The 17,203-nt window shown below is 58.8% G+C and carries 17 protein-coding genes and 1 tRNA gene; 10 read left to right on the top strand and 8 right to left on the bottom strand.

Translation table 11 applies throughout. The features are described 5' to 3' along the window. Positions 1-105: 105 nt before the first annotated feature. Positions 106-330: a hypothetical protein gene (locus AC2FIR_RS16760; protein ID WP_496762779.1), complete on the top strand. Its 225-nt coding sequence runs from the start codon at positions 106-108 to the stop codon at positions 328-330. On the opposite strand, the gene AC2FIR_RS16755 is transcribed toward AC2FIR_RS16760, so the two are convergent. Continuing rightward, positions 311-1,156: a terminase small subunit gene (locus AC2FIR_RS16755; protein WP_496762777.1), complete on the bottom strand. Its 846-nt coding sequence runs from the start codon at positions 1,154-1,156 to the stop codon at positions 311-313. The genes AC2FIR_RS16760 and AC2FIR_RS16755 overlap by 20 nt on opposite strands. 578 nt (positions 1,157-1,734) lie before the next feature. Between AC2FIR_RS16755 and AC2FIR_RS16750 the strand changes: the two genes are divergently transcribed. Together AC2FIR_RS16750 and AC2FIR_RS16745 are read left to right on the top strand one after the other, a co-directional pair. After that, the gene (locus tag AC2FIR_RS16750) at positions 1,735-2,046 is read left to right on the top strand and encodes a helix-turn-helix domain-containing protein (protein WP_496762775.1); all 312 of its coding nucleotides are present in this window, start codon (positions 1,735-1,737) and stop codon (positions 2,044-2,046) included. Further along, entirely contained in the window at positions 2,043-2,186 is a 144-nt protein-coding gene (locus tag AC2FIR_RS16745; protein WP_496762772.1) for a hypothetical protein, read from the top strand. The genes AC2FIR_RS16750 and AC2FIR_RS16745 overlap by 4 nt, the downstream gene beginning before the upstream one ends. A gap of 99 nt (positions 2,187-2,285) precedes the next feature. Here the strand turns inward: AC2FIR_RS16745 and AC2FIR_RS16740 are convergent. The 5 genes from AC2FIR_RS16740 to AC2FIR_RS16720 form a co-directional block, all read right to left on the bottom strand. Next, positions 2,286-2,360 (bottom strand) — tRNA-Gly (locus AC2FIR_RS16740). Positions 2,361-2,436: 76 nt separating this feature from the next. Continuing rightward, a complete protein-coding gene (nagA, locus tag AC2FIR_RS16735; protein WP_496745577.1) occupies positions 2,437-3,579 on the bottom strand; it encodes an N-acetylglucosamine-6-phosphate deacetylase in 1,143 nt (380 codons plus the stop codon). Next, positions 3,576-4,604 carry an SIS domain-containing protein gene (locus AC2FIR_RS16730; protein WP_496745579.1) on the bottom strand — a complete coding sequence of 343 codons (1,029 nt, stop codon included), beginning with the start codon at positions 4,602-4,604 and terminating at the stop codon, positions 3,576-3,578. The genes nagA and AC2FIR_RS16730 overlap by 4 nt, the downstream gene beginning before the upstream one ends. Positions 4,605-4,625: 21 nt before the next feature. Next, the gene (locus AC2FIR_RS16725; protein ID WP_496762770.1) at positions 4,626-5,375 is read right to left on the bottom strand and encodes a GntR family transcriptional regulator; all 750 of its coding nucleotides are present in this window, start codon (positions 5,373-5,375) and stop codon (positions 4,626-4,628) included. Then, on the bottom strand, positions 5,362-6,237 hold the full coding sequence (locus tag AC2FIR_RS16720; RefSeq protein ID WP_496745580.1) for a glucosamine kinase nucleotide-binding domain-containing protein: 876 nt from the start codon (positions 6,235-6,237) through the stop codon (positions 5,362-5,364). The genes AC2FIR_RS16725 and AC2FIR_RS16720 overlap by 14 nt, the downstream gene beginning before the upstream one ends. 167 nt (positions 6,238-6,404) lie before the next feature. Between AC2FIR_RS16720 and AC2FIR_RS16715 the strand changes: the two genes are divergently transcribed. From AC2FIR_RS16715 to AC2FIR_RS16690, 6 genes are all read left to right on the top strand, one after another. Continuing rightward, on the top strand, positions 6,405-7,292 hold the full coding sequence (locus tag AC2FIR_RS16715; protein WP_496762768.1) for an N-acetylmuramic acid 6-phosphate etherase: 888 nt from the start codon (positions 6,405-6,407) through the stop codon (positions 7,290-7,292). Positions 7,293-7,316: 24 nt separating this feature from the next. Then, complete coding sequence (locus tag AC2FIR_RS16710; protein ID WP_480914582.1) at positions 7,317-8,570, top strand: ABC transporter substrate-binding protein; 1,254 nt, start codon at positions 7,317-7,319, stop codon at positions 8,568-8,570. A gap of 71 nt (positions 8,571-8,641) precedes the next feature. Continuing rightward, positions 8,642-9,556, top strand: coding sequence for a carbohydrate ABC transporter permease (locus AC2FIR_RS16705; RefSeq protein WP_170609749.1), 915 nt, complete (start codon positions 8,642-8,644; stop codon positions 9,554-9,556). Between the two features lie 10 nt (positions 9,557-9,566). Continuing rightward, positions 9,567-10,406: a carbohydrate ABC transporter permease gene (locus AC2FIR_RS16700; protein ID WP_170682055.1), complete on the top strand. Its 840-nt coding sequence runs from the start codon at positions 9,567-9,569 to the stop codon at positions 10,404-10,406. Next, a complete protein-coding gene (locus AC2FIR_RS16695) occupies positions 10,403-11,437 on the top strand; it encodes a Gfo/Idh/MocA family protein (RefSeq protein ID WP_480908659.1) in 1,035 nt (344 codons plus the stop codon). Before AC2FIR_RS16700 ends, AC2FIR_RS16695 begins: the two co-directional genes overlap by 4 nt. Further along, the gene (locus AC2FIR_RS16690) at positions 11,434-12,429 is read left to right on the top strand and encodes an ABC transporter ATP-binding protein (protein WP_321251970.1); all 996 of its coding nucleotides are present in this window, start codon (positions 11,434-11,436) and stop codon (positions 12,427-12,429) included. Before AC2FIR_RS16695 ends, AC2FIR_RS16690 begins: the two co-directional genes overlap by 4 nt. 149 nt (positions 12,430-12,578) lie before the next feature. Here AC2FIR_RS16690 and AC2FIR_RS16685 read toward each other — a convergent pair whose 3' ends face one another. Further along, positions 12,579-13,160 (bottom strand): tetratricopeptide repeat protein, encoded by a 582-nt coding sequence (locus AC2FIR_RS16685; protein ID WP_496716694.1) that lies wholly within the window; start codon positions 13,158-13,160, stop codon positions 12,579-12,581. Positions 13,161-13,172: 12 nt separating this feature from the next. Continuing rightward, positions 13,173-13,661, bottom strand: a complete 489-nt coding sequence (locus AC2FIR_RS16680; RefSeq protein WP_496745586.1) for an Lrp/AsnC family transcriptional regulator — start codon at positions 13,659-13,661, stop codon at positions 13,173-13,175. A 102-nt stretch (positions 13,662-13,763) separates the two neighbouring features. Between AC2FIR_RS16680 and putA the strand changes: the two genes are divergently transcribed. Continuing rightward, the gene (putA, locus tag AC2FIR_RS16675) at positions 13,764-17,165 is read left to right on the top strand and encodes a bifunctional proline dehydrogenase/L-glutamate gamma-semialdehyde dehydrogenase PutA (protein ID WP_496762766.1); all 3,402 of its coding nucleotides are present in this window, start codon (positions 13,764-13,766) and stop codon (positions 17,163-17,165) included. Positions 17,166-17,203: the final 38 nt, after the last annotated feature.

Genomic DNA, 17,203 nt, shown 5'->3' with positions numbered 1-17,203 from the left:
CACGGCATCGAAAATCTGAGTTGCCACGAACTGCGGCAACTACGCGGCTGTGAAAATCGAAAGACCAATTTGGGCTCCCTGCCGTCATAAGACGGTTTCTATCGGATGACGGGTTCTCATGCAGAGCGGTCATTACTCGGTCGATTCCGTCAACTGCGCTATCGTGGTTCAAAGGCGACAGGAGGATACTCCATATCGCATCTGTTCTGGCTCGACCACGAGCGTCTCAACCGCATCAAGAACATTTTTTCGAAGCTACGCGGCGTTTCTGGGCGCTACGACCGCAAGGTTCTCAGCGGTACCATCTATTTCACCAGCAACGGCCTGTGATGGAAAGCGCACCAGCACTTTCGCTGCCGGGATTGACGGGCACTGCGTTGGCGCTGCTCATCATGCGTTGAACGAGGCGGTCGAGCGGGCTGACTTCCTCTGCATCGACCTTGCCTGCGAACATGCCGTAGTGCTTGGCGATGTTCTCAAGCGCCTTGGCACAGTCCTGCATCTTGATTTCAACGCCCTGCTTGGTTTCGTTCACGCCATCGAACAGGAGGCGCGCTGCGGGGCTGAGATTGCGTGTGTCGGCCATGCGGGTGACTTCGATCCCCATGCCGGAACACTCAGGACAGGCCGGGTTTGGCGGATCTGTGAGGCGATAACCGTAGCCACCAGCGTCGTCAGGGATGCGCGGGTCGTCTATTTCGCCAGACATGGCAACGTCACGCTCTTTGTCGTCATGGAACATCGAGAAGATCACGGTTGCCTTGCGCTCGGTGAACTCTCGTTCTGTTTTCCACTGGTACTGGTGATCGATGCCGTAGCAGTAGCGGCAGGGCGCGATGATGTGCTGTGTCAGTTCGTTTGGATCTGCGAGGGCGATTTGCGTCCAGAGGTTCACAATGCCCTCTGCGTCGAGCATGGCCTTGCTCTCGACCTGTTTGCGGCCCTCAGCGATGGCGCGGGCAACCTTAACATTGCTTAACAACCGCGAACCTTGGGCCTCTGCTGATCCTTCTGCATATCCGGCGTCGATTGCAGCCTTTTTCGCGTTCGGATCAGCGATGTAGGCAAGCACAAAGGCCCGCTGACGCGGGTTGAGGTCGAATTGATCGAGCCAGGTTGTGTCTGCCAAGGCTGGATTGTCGGTTGTGCTGCTCATTCTAGGGGCGGTGCCTCTTGCGCCTCAAAATCCCCCGCAGGATAGGTCCAAAATCTGCATTAAGCAACAAATTGTGATCAGAAAATCCCCATCATCAGCATCAAGGTAATTGTTTACTTGTTACTTTAGTGGCTCCTGTTTGGCTCCCGTCATGGCTCCGACTTGGCTCCCAGTGTGAATATTGCACATTTTATCAATAGTTTATCTGGATTCTTCTTGGCTCCTGTGCTGGCTCCTGCGCTGCATCACATTAATTTGTCACAATGTTCACTTTGATGTTGCACTATGCGACATGCTTACTCTATGAATGAGACCAAGGAGAACACGCATGGAAAAGATCTTTGTTAGAGAATGTGTCTAGCCCTGAGCTTGTGATCCACCAATGCAGCAAAGAGTGGAAATAACACTCATCTAACGGACCATCCCCTAACAAAGTTCGTCGAACCTGCAGTTCTCAAGCTATACTACGCAACCACCCGCAAGGCCCAATTGACAGGCTCCGAGGCAGATGCGTTCACAGCGCAGCTAACCCGATAGAGACCCCAATGCGGGCTCCACAATGGCTCCAAAGATCGATCATGAAAATACGCATAAAAGAAATCCGGAAAGCCAAAGGACTTACTCAGGACGAACTTGCAGTGAAGGTTGATTTATCTCGTTCTTATTTGGCGCAATTAGAAAAGGGGACACGTCCACTCACCACCAAGAAGCAGGCTATTATTGCCGAAGCCCTTGATGTGGAGCCAACTGAGCTTGTAGATTTCAGCGCACCCGACAAAGACGACGAGGCGCTTCTCCTCGAGGCATTCCGTGCCCTTTCCCCCGAACAGCGAAAAGCTTGGCTCGAATGGGCGAAAGTAGCTAAGGGGTCCGCCCTGGAGAATGAGTGAATTTTCTATACACCATGCCAAGCGGATCAACCGATCTTGCGCTCCGGGAAAAACGGAAAATTGGCCATTCATCGGGGACTGGCGTCAATATGGTGAAGGTCGCGGATCTGGAAACCCTGATCGAAGGTAAAGCGGCCTAGAACCGCAGGTACTAATGGCCAAGTGTGGGGCAGAATGTGGGGCAGCGAAAGTTGCCCCATTTTTATTTTGTTATTTTGCAGCGGTTTAAGGTGATTTTTTGGAGCGGGCGGCGGGAATCGAACCCGCTTCATCAGCTTGGAAGGCTGAGGTAATAGCCAGTATACGACGCCCGCTCAGCAGGTGGCGGTTTAAGCGATGCATCAGACCGCGTCAAGCGCAGTTCGCCGGGTGAAAATCAAAAAACCTGCCTCAGGCAGAGGGCAGGCTTTTGGACAACCACGCGCAGGATTTCAGGTCAGAAGATATCCGGATCATTGTGTCCGCCTGCAAGGGCGCAGGCGGCAACCCGATTTTCCGTGCAGGTGTTGTAGTCGCGGCCACAAGAGCGTCCTGCAAGGGCACACCGACCTGTTCAACCAGGGTTCTGACAGCGGTCGTCAAATCCAGATCGGCGCCAGCCAAAGTTCCATCGCCAAGGGTCAGCCGCCCATCTGTGCGCGTAATGCGACGCCCCTCCAGTTTGAATTCGGTTTGATCCGTTCCAGCCACAGCCATTGCATCACTGACAAGAAAGATCCGGCCGGGTCCGGTTTTGGCAGCCCAGGCGGTCCGCATCACTTCGGGATGCACGTGGATACCGTCGGCGATCAGACCTGCAGACAAACCCCCATTGGCCAAAGCTGTGCCAACAAGGCCAGGCTCGCGATTGCCCATCTGGCTCATCGCGTTGAACAGATGAGTGACGCAAGATGCCCCAGCTTTGGCATAGCGCTGGCAGGTTTCGAAATCCGCATCGCTATGGCCCAGCGACAACAATGCGCCGACCTGCTTAAGTTCCATGACCTGTTCCAGTGTCACTGCCTCGGGGGCGAGCGTCACTTTCAGGCATGGCAGCAACTCGGCCGCCCTGATCAGCGCATCAAGGTCCGCATCCCCCATGGACCGGATCAAAGAAGCGTCATGCGCCCCTTTTCGGGCAACCGACAGGTGCGGCCCTTCCAGATGAAGGCCGGCAATGCCGGGAACGCCTGCCCGGATCGCCTGAACGGCGGCCTCGATGGCAGCCGCCGTCTTCTCTGCCGTGTCGGTGATCAGCGTCGGCAACAGATGCGACACACCAAGCCGCTTGTGTGCCGCAGCTATCCGGCCAAGAGTTTCGACGGAGGGGTCGTCATTGAACATCACCCCGTCCCCGCCGTTGACCTGAAGGTCGACATATCCGGGGCTCAGGATATCTCCGCCCAGATCAACGATGACCCCTTCACCGGATGCATCCGATTCGCGCCCAAGAATAGTCAGGTTCCCATCGACGAGCCGCACCGGCCGATCGCTCAGCAAATGCGTACCGTCAAATATTTTTCCGTTTCTGAATGTTATCGCGCTGGCGCTCATACCGTCTCGGTCACTTTCTTCAGGTGTCGCGGGGTATCGGGATCAATTCCGCGATTGTCAGCTACGGCTTCCACCATGCCATAAAAGGCCGTGATCGCTGTTATCGGATCTGTCAGCCAGTGATCGGTGCGCACAACCGGCAAGGGTTTGGCCCGTTTGACCTTGTCCGTCGCTGCAAACACGGTCGCTCCTTTTTCAGCCAATGCATCGGCGGCTTCGGCCGCATTTTGCTCGGCGGCGTCGCGGGCGGCAAACACAATTGTTGGGAACCCCTCGTCGACAATGGAGACAGGCCCATGCAGCACCTCGGCGGCCGAGTAGCTTTCGGCGTGGATCTGGCAGGTTTCCTTGATCTTGAGGGCCGCTTCGTTGGAGATCGCCAGCGAGGGTCCGCGGCCAAGAGTAAAAAGCGACCGCCCGTCGATGGCCGCGGCTGCGGCAGACCAGTCACATCGCGCGGCGGCGGCCAGATGATCTGGCAGCGCGTGAATGGCGCGCAACAGCGCACCATCGCCCTTGAACTCGGCCAGCAGCCACAGCCCGGCAACAAGCGATGTCACAAATGTCTTGGTGGCCGCCACGCTCAGCTCGGGGCCCGCGTGAATCGGCAACACCGCGTCCGCCACCTCGGCCAGGCGCGATTCTGTGTTGTTGGTGATCGCCATTGTAAGCGCGCCTGACGCCTTGAGCGATCGGGTCATTCCGACAATATCCGGGCTTTGACCCGACTGGGAGACCGACAGGCACAGCGTTCCGTCTGCTTTCAGATCAACGCCATAAATTGAGCTGACGGAAGGTCCGACCGAGGCCACCGGCAAACCCAGCAGTAGCTCGCTGGCGTATTTCAGATAAGTGCAGACATGATCGGACGAACCGCGCGCCACTGACACCAGAAAACGCGGATCGGCATCGCGCGCCAGTTGGGCCGCCGTCTGAATCTGGGCCGCGCCCTGAGACAGCAGCCGTTCGACCGCGTCGGGGATTTCCAGAATCTCCCGGCGCATTTTTGTGGTTTCTGCGGACATGAGAGTACCGGCCTTTCCGTGTTACAACCGCAATTCGGCTACGAAGTCGTAGGCGTCACCGCGATAGAGGGATCGGGTCAGTTCCGCGACCCGTCCATTTTTCAGAAATGATATGCGTTCTATGTTCAGCCCTGCCGCCCCTTCGGGAACAGCCAGCAAATCCGCTTCGCGCACCGCCAGGTTAAGGGCTGAAATCTTCTGCACCGCACGAACCGGGCGATGCCCCAGATCGTCGAGCACTTCATACAGGGATGTGGTCACCTCGATCGGGTTGGGCAGGATGTCCAGCGGCAAGGCTGCCCGTTCCAACGCCAGCGGTCGGCCATCGGCCTCGCGCAGGCGATAGATACGGGAAATCTGCTCGCCCTCGGACAGGTTCAGGGCGTTCACTTCCTCGGCAGACGGCTCGAACACTCCGCGCTCAAGCCATTTCGAGGTGGTTTGCATGCCCCGGCTGGCCATATCCTCGGTGAAGGATGTCAGATGCGTCAGCGACTGCTCGACACGGGGCAATCGCTGGCGAATGAACGAACCCGAGCCCTGCCTTTGCTCGATGACACCCTCTTGCACCAGCTCCTGAATAGCCTTTCGGATGGTCACGCGCGAAAGATCTGTTATTTCAACCAGTTCCCGCTCGGAAGGCAGCGAAGAGCCCGGCGGCAGCACGCCCGTATCGACACCTTCCTGCAATCTGCGTCGCAGTTGCACATAACGGGGACCGTTGTCGCGGCCCAGCCACGCATCGGGGCGCAGGAAATCAGTGATACTCATGCTGAACCTCCCTCGCCAGTTCTAGCGCCCCTGCCAAAGGCTCTCCCAATGGCGGGCGAATGCAGGATTGCATATCCGGCGGCAGATAATCGGCATAGTGCTTTGCAATACCGCCGGTCAGGCAAATCGTAACGCCGCTTTGCCAGCCCAATTGACCGGCGGTTTCCACGACATAACCCGCCCCTGCCCGCATGATCCGCACGGCGACGACGTCGCCGTTTCCGGCAGCTTTTGTGACCTGGGGCGCGAGTTCGCCGAACTGAAATGGTGTGGCCCTGCCGGCAAACTGCACGATACCGGGCGCCCCCCCAAGATCGGACAACAGGCTTCGCGTCAGGTCGGACCGGGGATGAACGCCATCAAGTGCGCTCAGCGCTCGGGACAATGCTTGCCGGCCGACCCATTGCGCCGATGCCTCGTCACCAAGAACGGGGCCCCAGCCACCTGCGAACCGCATGACGCGGCTCCGCTGCGACGCCAGAAACGAACCGGTTCCGCAATGGACCACGACGCCATCCTGCGCGCCCAGCGCGCCCCGAACCGCAGCAGGCCTGTCGTCTTCGACACGCGCGCAGGCAAACCCCACCGCATCTTTAAGTCTTTGTGCCAAAGCGGCATCTGTCACACCGGCGAGGCCGACAAACGCAGGCAGGCCGATCATCGAACGGGGATCAACGCCAAGCTTTCCCGCCAACGCGTCAAGCCCGGCCCGAATCTGACCCACGGCACCATTAAAATCCGTTGAAACATTCGCAGAGCCAGCTTCAACCTGACAGACACTGCCCGCAATGGCGCAGGCAACGCGGCATCGCGTTCCACCACCATCCACGGCCAAAACAGCATCTGCAAGGGACTCAGTCATGACAATACCATTATAATACCTTTAAGCTTTTTGAAAGACTGAATTAGACCGAAATCAACAAAATATCGCCAATTATCGCACCAAGCGCCGGGAAATCATGAAGAAAATAAAGTGTTGGACAATTGGTATTAAATAGGTATTGTAAACCGATCAACAGGGGGAATCCTTTGACGCTGCCATCAACAGAACAAGTGCACAGCGCTGCCGCCAACCTGGATTCGGGCGACCTTTCCGCCTCGGCATTGCTGCTGGCCGAGGGCCAGATAGCGGCGGCGCAATCCGTACGTGACGCGGCCGACGCGATCGCAAAGGGTGCGCACGCAATGGCAGGGACGATTCAGGCAGGTGGAGTTCTGCATTACACCGCCGCCGGATCTTCCGGCCTGATGGCCGCAGCAGACGCGCAGGAACTGGGCGGAACCTTTTCGATACCGTCCAACCAACTGCGCATTCATATGGCCGGTGGCCTTCCAACCGGGGTGGAAATGCCCGGTGACGCCGAGGATCTGCAGGACGGGCTTGACCAGGCTTTCAGCGCGTTAGGCAAGCGTGACACGGTCATCGCGGTCTCAGCCAGCGGCTCAACCGCCTATACGGTGGCAGCCATCGAGATTGCCCGCGCGCGCGGCGCCTGCGTGATCGGTATTGCCAACAATGCCGGCAGCCCACTTTTGCAGAAGGCCGACATTCCGATCCTGCTGGCAACACCGCCCGAACTGGTTTCGGGTTCGACCCGCATGGGGGCCGGAACCGCGCAGAAGATCGCCCTGAACATGCTGTCCACGCTGATGGCGCTGGAACTGGGTCATGTTCACGACGGCATGATGGTCAACTTGCACGCCGACAATGACAAGCTGCGCGCCCGGGCCACCGGCATCGTTTGCCGCATCGCCCACGTCCACAGCGAAACGGCCAACCGGGCGCTGGCGATTGCAAAAGGCGAGGTAAAACCCGCCATTCTGATCGCGGCGCTTGACCTGACCTTACTCGAAGCAACCGCGCGACTGCGCAATGCAAATGGAAACCTGAGCGCCGCACTGGCGCAGGACACATGACTGCTAACCAACTGGGAGAGAGAAATGACTTATAGAAGTCTGAAACTGGCCTTGCTCGGCTCGACACTGGCCGCGACCGGCGCCATGGCCGAGGATGTGACGCTGACCATCGAAAGCTGGCGCAATGACGACCTGACTTTGTGGCAAGAGCAGATCATTCCGGCGTTCGAGGCCGCAAACCCGGGCATCAAACTGCAATTCACCCCGTCGGCCCCGGCAGAATACAACGCGGTTCTTAACTCGAAGCTCGATGCAGGTTCGGCCGGAGATCTGATCACCTGCCGTCCTTTCGACGCTTCTCTGGCCCTGTACGAAGCTGGTCACCTGACCGATCTGTCCTCGGTCGAAGCGATGAGCAACTTCTCGGACGTGGCCAAGTCCGCGTGGCAGACGGATGACGGCTCGGCCAGCTTCTGCGTTCCGATGGCGTCGGTGATCCATGGTTTCATCTACAACAAGGATGCATTTGCCGAACTGGGTATTGAAGTCCCGACCACAGAAGATGAATTCTTTGCCGCGCTCGACAAGATCAAGGAAGACGGCAGCTACATCCCGATGGCGATGGGCACCAACGACCAGTGGGAAGCCGCCACGATGGGCTATAACAACATCGGTCCGAACTATTGGAAAGGCGAAGAAGGCCGACAAGCCCTGATCGCGGGCGAACAGAAACTGACCGATGAGCCGTGGACGGCCCCTTACGCCACTCTGGCACGTTGGAGCCAGTATCTGGGTGACGGGTATGAGGCGCAGACCTATCCTGACAGCCAGAATATCTTCACGCTGGGCCGCGCTGCGATCTACCCTGCCGGTTCGTGGGAGATTGCCGGTTTCAACTCGCAGGCGGATTTCGAAATGGGCGCGTTCAAGCCCCCGGTCCAAAATGCGGGCGATACCTGCTACATCTCGGACCACACCGATATCGGCATTGGCATGAATGCTGCCACCGAGCATCCCGAAGCGGCAGAAACCTTCCTCGCCTGGGTCGCAAGCCCCGAGTTCGCCGAGATTTTCGGCAACGCCGTGCCCGGCTTCTTCCCGCTGTCCAATACTCCGGTAGAACTGCAGGACCCGCTGGCCAAGGAATTCGTCGGCTGGCGCGACGAGTGTGAATCGACCATCCGCTCGACCTATCAAATCCTGTCGCGCGGCACGCCGAACCTTGAAAACGAAACCTGGGGCGCATCGGTCGCCGCCATCAAAGGCACCAGCACCCCCGAGGAACTGGGCGCAGAACTGCAGGAGGGTCTGTCCTCCTGGTACGCGCCGCACCAGTAAGTCTGGTCTCAACCTTACCCGGGCGGCGATGATCGCCCGGGTATACCCGACACTCCATTGAAAGCAGTCCGATGAACCGCCCCCGCTTCCGCTGGCATATCGTTGTTTTTCTTGCACCCGCCGTGCTGGTTTACACCGCAGTGATGATCTTTCCGCTGTTCAACACGCTGCGTCTGGCGCTTTACACCGAAATCGATCAGAGCCGCGTCTTCGTTGGATTGCAGAATTTCCAAACGCTGTTTTTCGACCCCATATGGTCTGAACAGTTCTGGAACGCATTGGGCAACAATTTCTGGTTCTTCCTGATCCACATGCTGGTGCAGAACCCCATCGGGATCGCGCTGGCTGCCCTGCTCAGCCACCCGCGCCTGCGGTTTGCTGCGCTTTACCGGTCAGCGATTTTCATCCCTACGATCCTGAGCTTCGTGATCGTCGGGTTCGCGTGGAAGCTTATCCTGTCCCCGATCTGGGGCATCGCACCGTCCATGTTGGACGCCATCGGCCTCAAGTCTCTTTACGCACCGTGGCTGGGGAAAGAGGAATACGCGTTGACCACGCTGGCGCTGATCTCGGTCTGGCAATTCGTGGGCATCCCGATGATGCTGATCTATGCCGCCCTACTGACCATTCCGGAAGAAATTCTCGAGGCTGGAGAGATCGATGGCATCACCGGTGCCGCCGCATTCTGGAAAATCAAACTGCCGCTGATCCTGCCGTCGATCGGGATTATCTCGATCCTGACCTTCGTAGGCAATTTCAACGCGTTTGACCTGATCTATGCAGCCCAAGGTGCATTGGCTGGCCCCGATTTTTCGACCGACATTCTGGGCACATTCATGTACCGCACCTTCTTCGGCTTCCAATTGCAATTGGGCGATCCGCATATGGGGTCCGCGATAGCCGGTGCGATGTTCGCCATCATCCTCGTCGGTGTCTGCATCTACCTGTTCGGCATCCAGACCCGGATGCGCCGGTATCAACTGTGAGGGTCAAGCGATGAACAAGGCACGTCATAACCCCCTCAATATGTACGCCATGCACGGCGCGCTGATCCTCTACACGTTGATTGCACTGTTCCCGGTCTTCGTGATCCTGATCAACAGCTTCAAATCCCGCCGCGCCATCTTTCGCGAACCGCTGGCTTTGCCGAATTCGGAAAGCTTTTCGATGATCGGCTATGAGACGGTGATGAAGCAGGGGGATTTCTTCCTTTATTTCCAGAATTCGATGATCGTCACCGTGGCATCGCTGTTCTTCATCCTACTGTTCGGCGCCATGGCGGCCTATGCGCTGTCCGAATACCAGTTCAAGGGCAACCTGGTGATGGGCCTGTACCTGGCGCTTGGGATCATGATCCCGATCCGCATCGGCACCGTCGCTATCCTTGAGATGATGGTGGCAACAGGGCTGGTGAACAGCCTCTGGGCCCTGATCCTTGTCTATACAGCGCAAGGTTTGCCGTTGGCGGTGTTTATCCTGTCCGAGTTCATGCGACAGGTCAGCGATGACCTGAAGAATGCCGGCCGCATCGACGGGCTGTCGGAGTACACGATCTTCTTCCGGCTGGTGCTGCCCCTCGTCCGCCCTGCCATGGCAACCGTGGCCGTGTTCAACATGATCCCGATCTGGAACGACCTCTGGTTCCCGCTGATCCTTGCCCCAGCTGAAGAAACCAAAACGCTGACGCTGGGCAGCCAGGTCTTCATCGGCCAGTTCGTCACCGACTGGAACGCTGTTCTGTCGGCGCTGTCCATGGCGATCCTGCCGGTGCTGATCCTGTACGTCATCTTCTCACGCCAGTTGATCCGCGGCATTACATCCGGAGCTGTCAAATGACCCGTGTTCTGATTGCAGGCCTTGGCAATATGGGGCTGAGCCACGCGCTGGCTCACCACCACCATCCCGACGCCCAGATCGTCGGTTTGGTGAACCGGTCCGGCCGTGTGGATCACCCCGAGCTTGCCGGTTATCCGGCTTATTCGGACTTCGCAGCGGCGCTGGCCGAAATAAAACCGGATCTGGTGGTGGTCGCCACCTACTCGGACAGTCATGCCGACTACGCCTGCGCGGCGATGGAAGCCGGTGCGCATGTGTTCGTTGAAAAGCCTCTTGCCACCAACGTCGCTGACGCGCGGCGCGTGGTTGAAACCGCCACTCGACTGAACCGCAAACTGGTCGTCGGGTATATCCTGCGCCACCACCCTTCATGGATGCGACTGATTGCCGAGGCGCGTGATCTGGGCGGGCCTTATGTGTTTCGCCTGAACCTGAACCAGCAATCTTCGGGCGCAGAATGGGAGACGCACAAGGCGTTGATGCAGACCACCTCGCCCATCGTTGACTGCGGCGTGCACTATGTCGACGTGATGTGCCAGATCACTGACGCGCGCCCTGTCCGCGTGCATGGCATGGGCTTGCGCCTGTCCGATGAGATCGCGCCTGACATGTACAATTACGGTCAGTTTCAGGTGATCTTCGACGATGGATCGGTCGGCTGGTACGAAGCGGGCTGGGGCCCGATGATGTCCGAAACCGCGTTCTTTGTGAAAGATATCGTTTCCCCCAAAGGGTCCGTTTCGATCACGGACGGCAACAAGGGCGCTTCCGCCGATATCGATGGCCATACGAAAGTCGGCGGGCTGCTGGTCCACACGCCGGAGGGAGACCGCACAATCGAAATGCCCGATGAACCCGGCCATCAGGAGCTCTGTGACGCCGAACAGGCCTATATGCTGCGCGCCATTGCCGAAGACATCGACCTGACCCGCCATATGACCGACGCCGTACAGTCGCTCGCCATCTGTCTGGCCGCGGATGAAAGCATCCGGACCGGCCAACCCGTTTCCCTTGAGGAGCCCGCACAATGACCGCTCTGACCCTGACCAATGTAAACAAATCATTTGGCAATGTGCATGTCCTGAAAGACATCACGCTTGAAGTTGAAGAAGGTGAATTTGTCGTCTTCGTCGGCCCATCAGGTTGTGGCAAATCAACCTTGCTGCGTGTGATTGCAGGGCTCGAGGATGCATCCTCGGGCGAAATCAGTATCGGTGGCCATGAGGTCAACCTTGTTCCGCCCTCCAAACGCGGGATCGCGATGGTGTTTCAGAGCTATGCGCTCTACCCTCACCTCAGCGTGCGCGGAAACATGACGCTGGCGCTGAAACAGGAAAAACAGCCCAAAGCGGTGATCGAGGAACGCGTCGCCAATGCCAGCCGGATGCTGAACCTTGAGCCGTATCTGGATCGTTTTCCGTCTGAACTGTCAGGTGGCCAACGGCAACGTGTCGCCATCGGCCGGGCGATCGTCCGCGAACCCAAGCTGTTTCTGTTTGACGAACCGCTTTCGAACCTGGACGCCGCGCTTCGCATGAACACTAGGATCGAGATCGCCAACCTGCATCGCGCTCTGGATGCATCGATGATCTACGTGACCCATGATCAGACCGAGGCCATGACGCTGGCCGACAAGATCGTCGTTCTGCGCGACGGTCGGGTCGAACAGATCGGTAGCCCGATGGAATTGTACAATAACCCGGCCAACCAGTTCGTTGCTGGCTTTCTGGGCTCACCCTCGATGAATTTCCTGCCGGAAGATCTGGTCCATGGCGAAGGGCAGAACACCATCGGCATCCGTCCCGAAGACCTGTTCCTGTCCGACGGTGGTCCCTTGGCCGCGCGCGTGAGCCACGTTGAAAAGTTGGGCGGCGATACGAATGTCATTGCAAAAGTGCATGAGCATTCGGTGACAGCCCGGTTGTTCGGCCAACATGCCATATCGGAAGGGGAAGAACTGCACCTGTCGTTCTCTCCGGATAAAGCCTATCGGTTTGACAGCGACGGAATGCGCCTGCGGTGACGCGCGGTGCCAACAACGTGTTCGGATAACCGCCGATTATAGCAATCGGTGCTATTCGCAACGGCCTTGTCCCATACGCATCGAAGAAGGTTACCGGGGCATTCAGTTTCTCAAGCCGCCCCAAACATTTTTCACAGGATGACCAATTGTCAGATATCCTCGCCCGGGGGTTCCAGCGGTCCGCCCGGCCCGGCCAGATGACGCTCGGCCAGCCACGGATTTAGAACCAGCGCCTCATCAAGCGCTTCACGCGCCTGATCTATTCTGTGTAACCCAAGCAGTGTCAGCGCCCGGCCGCTGATCGCCGCGACATGGTTGGGCGAAAGCTCGATTGCCCGGTCAAGGTCAACCAGGGCCGCCTTGAAATTGGAACGCAGATAATTTGCGAAAGCCCGTTGATTGTAGCCTTCGGCGTAGGATGGGCAATAATCAATCAACCGATCAAATTCCTGTATCGCGCCTGACAGATCGCGACGTTGGATGCGCGCCATGCCGCTGTCCAGCATGGCTTGTGCATCTTCATCGGGCGCATCCCGCCACAACTCCCACATCAGGCCAGAAATCTCACGCGCGGCCTGTTCGCTTGGTGCCTGTTGAACCTGCGAGATCAGCAGGTCGACGTCTTCGACGTGATCGGGCGCTGGCGGACATTCTTCAGCGTTGGCAACCGAAGCGGCCAGTACGGCAATCAGAGGCAGGGCATGAAGTTTCATCTGCCAATGATGGTGCATCCCGGGATTTCGTCAACCGATCCTTTCGATGGCCCCTGACAATCCGGTTTCCTTCACGGCCTCCATCGCAACAAAAGTCGATGTATTCGCCACGTGTGGCAGAGACGAGATCTTTTCCGCCAGAACCGCCCGGTATTCAGACATGGACCCTGTGCGGACTTTGAGAAGGTAGTCAAAGTTCGAGGCGATCATATGCGCCTGCTCGATCTCGGCCACCCGACGCACCGCCGCGTTGAACTCGGCCAATGCCTTTTCTCGCGTGTCGGACATGCGTACCTCGACGAACGCAACATGATCCAGTCCAAGGCGGATAGGATCCAGCAGGGCGCGATAGCCCGTGATGATGCCTTCAGCCTCAAGCCGTTTCAGCCGCGCCTGTGTCGGCGATTTCGACAATCCGATCCGCCGCGCCAAGTCCGCGACGGATACCCGTCCGTCCTCTGCCAGAATCGTCAGAATTGACTGATCGAACGGATCAATATCCAAAAAGTCTTTTTGCATCGCAATCACCCGAAAATACGGTCCATTTACCCAAGTATTTCCCATAATCAGGCGATTGTCCCGAAATTTCGACGGTATACTCATCAAAAGCCCGGAGGAAAGATGTCACACAACCTGCGCTCTGTCATCGACAGCCAAACTTATGCCGATCAGGACACCGTACTGGAACGCCTGACCGAACAGGCAAACCTGACGGTTACCGACCGAAACGCCATATGCGCGGCGGCGGCGCAATTGGTGCGTGATATCCGATCAAGCACATCGCCGGGCATGATGGAGGTGTTTCTGGCCGAATACGGCCTGTCCACGGATGAGGGCATCGCGCTTATGTGTCTGGCCGAAGCTCTGTTGCGCGTCCCGGATGCCGACACGATCGATGCGCTGATCGAAGACAAGATCGCACCGTCGGACTGGGGCAAGCATCTGGGCCACTCCTCGTCCTCGCTGGTTAATGCGTCGACCTGGGCGCTGATGCTGACGGGCAAAGTGCTGGATGAAGACAAGGCCTCGCCCGTGGGTGTGCTGCGCAGTGCAATCAAGCGGCTGGGGGAACCGGTGATCCGAACCGCAGTCGGACGTGCGATGAAAGAAATGGGGCGCCAGTTCGTTCTGGGCGAAACCATTCAGTCGGCCATGTCGCGCGCCAAAGGGATGGAGACGAAGGGCTACACATATTCCTATGACATGCTTGGCGAAGCCGCCCGGACCGAGGCGGATGCGGCGCGTTATCACCTGTCCTATTCCCGCGCGATCACCGCGATTTCCGATGCCTGCACCCATGACGACATCCGTGCCAACCCCGGCATTTCAGTGAAACTGTCCGCTCTGCATCCGCGCTATGAACTGGCGCAGGAACAGCGGGTGATGGATGAACTCGTTCCCCGCTTGCGCGCGCTGGCATTGCTGGCCAAAGCCGCGGGGATGGGTCTGAACGTGGACGCGGAAGAAGCAGACCGCCTGTCCTTGTCGCTGCAAGTGATTGAGGCTGTCATGTCTGAACCCGCATTGGCGGGTTGGGACGGCTTCGGCATCGTTGTTCAGGCCTACGGCCCCCGCGCCGGGCTGGTTCTGGATACGCTTTATGAAATGGCCGAACGTCACGACCGCAAACTGATGGTGCGGCTGGTAAAAGGCGCCTATTGGGATACCGAGATCAAGCGGGCTCAGGTCGAGGGCATGAACGGGTTCCCCGTCTTTACTCGCAAAGCCGCAACCGACGTCTCGTACATTGCCAACGCCCGGAAGCTTCTCGGCATGACGGACAGGATTTATCCGCAGTTTGCCACGCATAATGCCCACACCGTCAGTGCGATTCTGCATATGGCCGACGACCAGCCGTACGAGTTCCAGCGCCTGCACGGCATGGGCGAAACCCTGCACCGGATCGTCAAGGACAAAAGCAACACGTGCTGCCGTATCTACGCCCCGGTTGGCGCGCATCGCGATCTGTTGGCCTATCTGGTGCGGCGGTTGCTGGAGAACGGTGCGAACTCGTCCTTTGTGAACCAGATTGTGGATGAGGACGTCCCCCCGGAAGAAGTTGCAGCCGACCCGTTCGGATCCATTGAACACGCTGTCACGCCGCTGACCACCGGTCCCGATCTGTTCCAGCCCGAGCGAAAAAACTCGGTTGGGTTCGACCTGCATCACACGCCCACGCTGGACAGGATCGACGCCGCAAGGGACAGGTTCCGGGCCCATCACTGGTACGCACGGCCCCTGCTGTCCGACAACGCTGCGCCCGAAATGGATGAGCCGGTCATTAACCCGGCGCAACCGATGGACCGGCCAGGAGCGGTTGCTCCCGCCAGCGCAGACGATGTCGAACTGGCCCTTGCCTCAGCGGCGCCGTGGCAGGCCCCTGCTTCCGAGCGCCGGGAAACCCTGAACAGGGCTGCGGATCTTTATGAACAAAACTTCGGGGAACTGTTTGCCCTGCTGGCGCGGGAAGCCGGTAAGACCCTGCCCGACGCGGTAGCCGAGCTGCGCGAAGCTGTCGATTTCCTGCGCTACTATGCGGCCAACATTCCCGATGCCAAACCGGCCGGAACCTTTACCTGCATCAGTCCGTGGAATTTTCCGCTGGCGATTTTCTCGGGTCAGATTTCGGCGGCGCTGGCGACCGGCAACGCCGTTCTGGCCAAGCCTGCACCGCAAACACCGCTGATCGCCCATCGGGCCGTGCAATTGCTGCACGAGGCCGGTGTGCCCCGCGATACCCTGCAATTGCTGCCGGGTGGGCCGTTGGTTGGCACAGCTCTCACCTCTGACCCGCGGGTATCCGGAGTGGCCTTTACCGGCTCGACTGCGACGGCACTGAAAATCCGCGCCGCCATGGCAGAAAACCTGCGCCCGGGCACGCCGCTGATTGCGGAAACCGGCGGTTTGAATGCGATGATCGTCGACAGCACCGCGCTTCCGGAACAGGCCGTACAATCCATCATTGAAAGCGCGTTTCAGTCCGCTGGCCAGAGGTGCTCGGCCTTGCGCTGTCTCTATGTACAGGAAGATATCGCCGACGACCTTCTGAAAATGCTCAAGGGTGCCATGAATGCCCTGCAATTGGACGATCCGTGGCTGATTTCGACTGACAGCGGCCCGGTGATCGATGAAACCGCGCGGCAGGGTATCGCCGATCATGTGGCCCGCGCCCGCGCCGACGGCCGTGTATTGAAAGAAATGCCCCTTCCGCCCGAAGGCACATTTGTTGCTCCGACCCTGATCGAAGTGTCAGGCATAGCCGCACTGGAGCGCGAGATCTTTGGACCCGTTCTGCACGTCGCCCGCTTTAAAGCCGCCGAAATCGATCAGGTGATCGCGGATATCAACGCGACCGGCTATGGTCTGACATTTGGCCTGCACACCCGGATTGACGACCGTGTTCAACACGTGACCGAGGCCGTGCATGCCGGAAACATCTACGTCAATCGCAACCAGATCGGCGCGATTGTCGGCTCGCAACCATTCGGTGGAGAAGGGCTATCCGGTACCGGCCCCAAGGCGGGCGGGCCAAACTACATGGCGCGATTCTGCGCGCCGGACAGACAGAAGCGCCCGGGTCAATGGGACTCAATCATGACAACGCTGCCCAAACCCGAAGGACAGGCCGCGCCAACTCGGACACGCTCCTTGCCCGGCCCGACCGGCGAATCCAACCGCCTGAGCGAAACACCCCGCGCGCCCCTGCTGTGCATGGGACCCGGTGAAGACGCCACTCAGGCACAGGCGGAGGCTGTAAAGGCCCTTGGCGGCACCGCCATCTGCGCAACCGGCAACCTGGACCTGCACCGGATCGAAAACCTGACCGGGATTTCGGGCGTGTTGTGGTGGGGTGACGAAGAAACCGCCCGGCAAATCGAGCGCCTTCTGGCGCGACGGGACGGTCCGATCCTGCCCCTGATCCCGGGCTTGCCCGACCGCGCCCGCGTGTTGGGAGAGCGCCACGTCTGCGTCGATACAACCGCCGCCGGAGGAAACGCGGCCCTTTTGGGGGGTGCGGCGTAAGCATGTCTTGACGCTGGGCCGGGAAAAGCCCAGCGTCG

This window comes from Ruegeria sp. CDSB136 (assembly GCF_059610965.1).
The sequence above is the reverse complement of the archived record's forward strand: the minus strand, read 5'-3'. Positions and strand labels throughout refer to the sequence as shown.

Excerpts from the sequence above, each read along its gene's own strand:
- AC2FIR_RS16760 (WP_496762779.1), top strand. The coding sequence starts at position 106 with ATGACGGGTTCTCATGCAGAGCGGTCATTACTCGGTCGATTCCGTCAA.
- AC2FIR_RS16755 (WP_496762777.1), bottom strand. The coding sequence starts at position 1,156 with ATGAGCAGCACAACCGACAATCCAGCCTTGGCAGACACAACCTGGCTC.
- AC2FIR_RS16750 (WP_496762775.1), top strand. The coding sequence starts at position 1,735 with ATGAAAATACGCATAAAAGAAATCCGGAAAGCCAAAGGACTTACTCAG.
- nagA (WP_496745577.1), bottom strand. The coding sequence starts at position 3,579 with ATGAGCGCCAGCGCGATAACATTCAGAAACGGAAAAATATTTGACGGT.
- AC2FIR_RS16730 (WP_496745579.1), bottom strand. The coding sequence starts at position 4,604 with ATGTCCGCAGAAACCACAAAAATGCGCCGGGAGATTCTGGAAATCCCC.
- AC2FIR_RS16725 (WP_496762770.1), bottom strand. The coding sequence starts at position 5,375 with ATGAGTATCACTGATTTCCTGCGCCCCGATGCGTGGCTGGGCCGCGAC.
- AC2FIR_RS16720 (WP_496745580.1), bottom strand. The coding sequence starts at position 6,237 with ATGACTGAGTCCCTTGCAGATGCTGTTTTGGCCGTGGATGGTGGTGGA.
- AC2FIR_RS16710 (WP_480914582.1), top strand. The coding sequence starts at position 7,317 with ATGACTTATAGAAGTCTGAAACTGGCCTTGCTCGGCTCGACACTGGCC.
- AC2FIR_RS16705 (WP_170609749.1), top strand. The coding sequence starts at position 8,642 with ATGAACCGCCCCCGCTTCCGCTGGCATATCGTTGTTTTTCTTGCACCC.
- AC2FIR_RS16700 (WP_170682055.1), top strand. The coding sequence starts at position 9,567 with ATGAACAAGGCACGTCATAACCCCCTCAATATGTACGCCATGCACGGC.
- AC2FIR_RS16695 (WP_480908659.1), top strand. The coding sequence starts at position 10,403 with ATGACCCGTGTTCTGATTGCAGGCCTTGGCAATATGGGGCTGAGCCAC.
- AC2FIR_RS16690 (WP_321251970.1), top strand. The coding sequence starts at position 11,434 with ATGACCGCTCTGACCCTGACCAATGTAAACAAATCATTTGGCAATGTG.
- AC2FIR_RS16685 (WP_496716694.1), bottom strand. The coding sequence starts at position 13,160 with ATGCACCATCATTGGCAGATGAAACTTCATGCCCTGCCTCTGATTGCC.
- AC2FIR_RS16680 (WP_496745586.1), bottom strand. The coding sequence starts at position 13,661 with ATGCAAAAAGACTTTTTGGATATTGATCCGTTCGATCAGTCAATTCTG.
- putA (WP_496762766.1), top strand. The coding sequence starts at position 13,764 with ATGTCACACAACCTGCGCTCTGTCATCGACAGCCAAACTTATGCCGAT.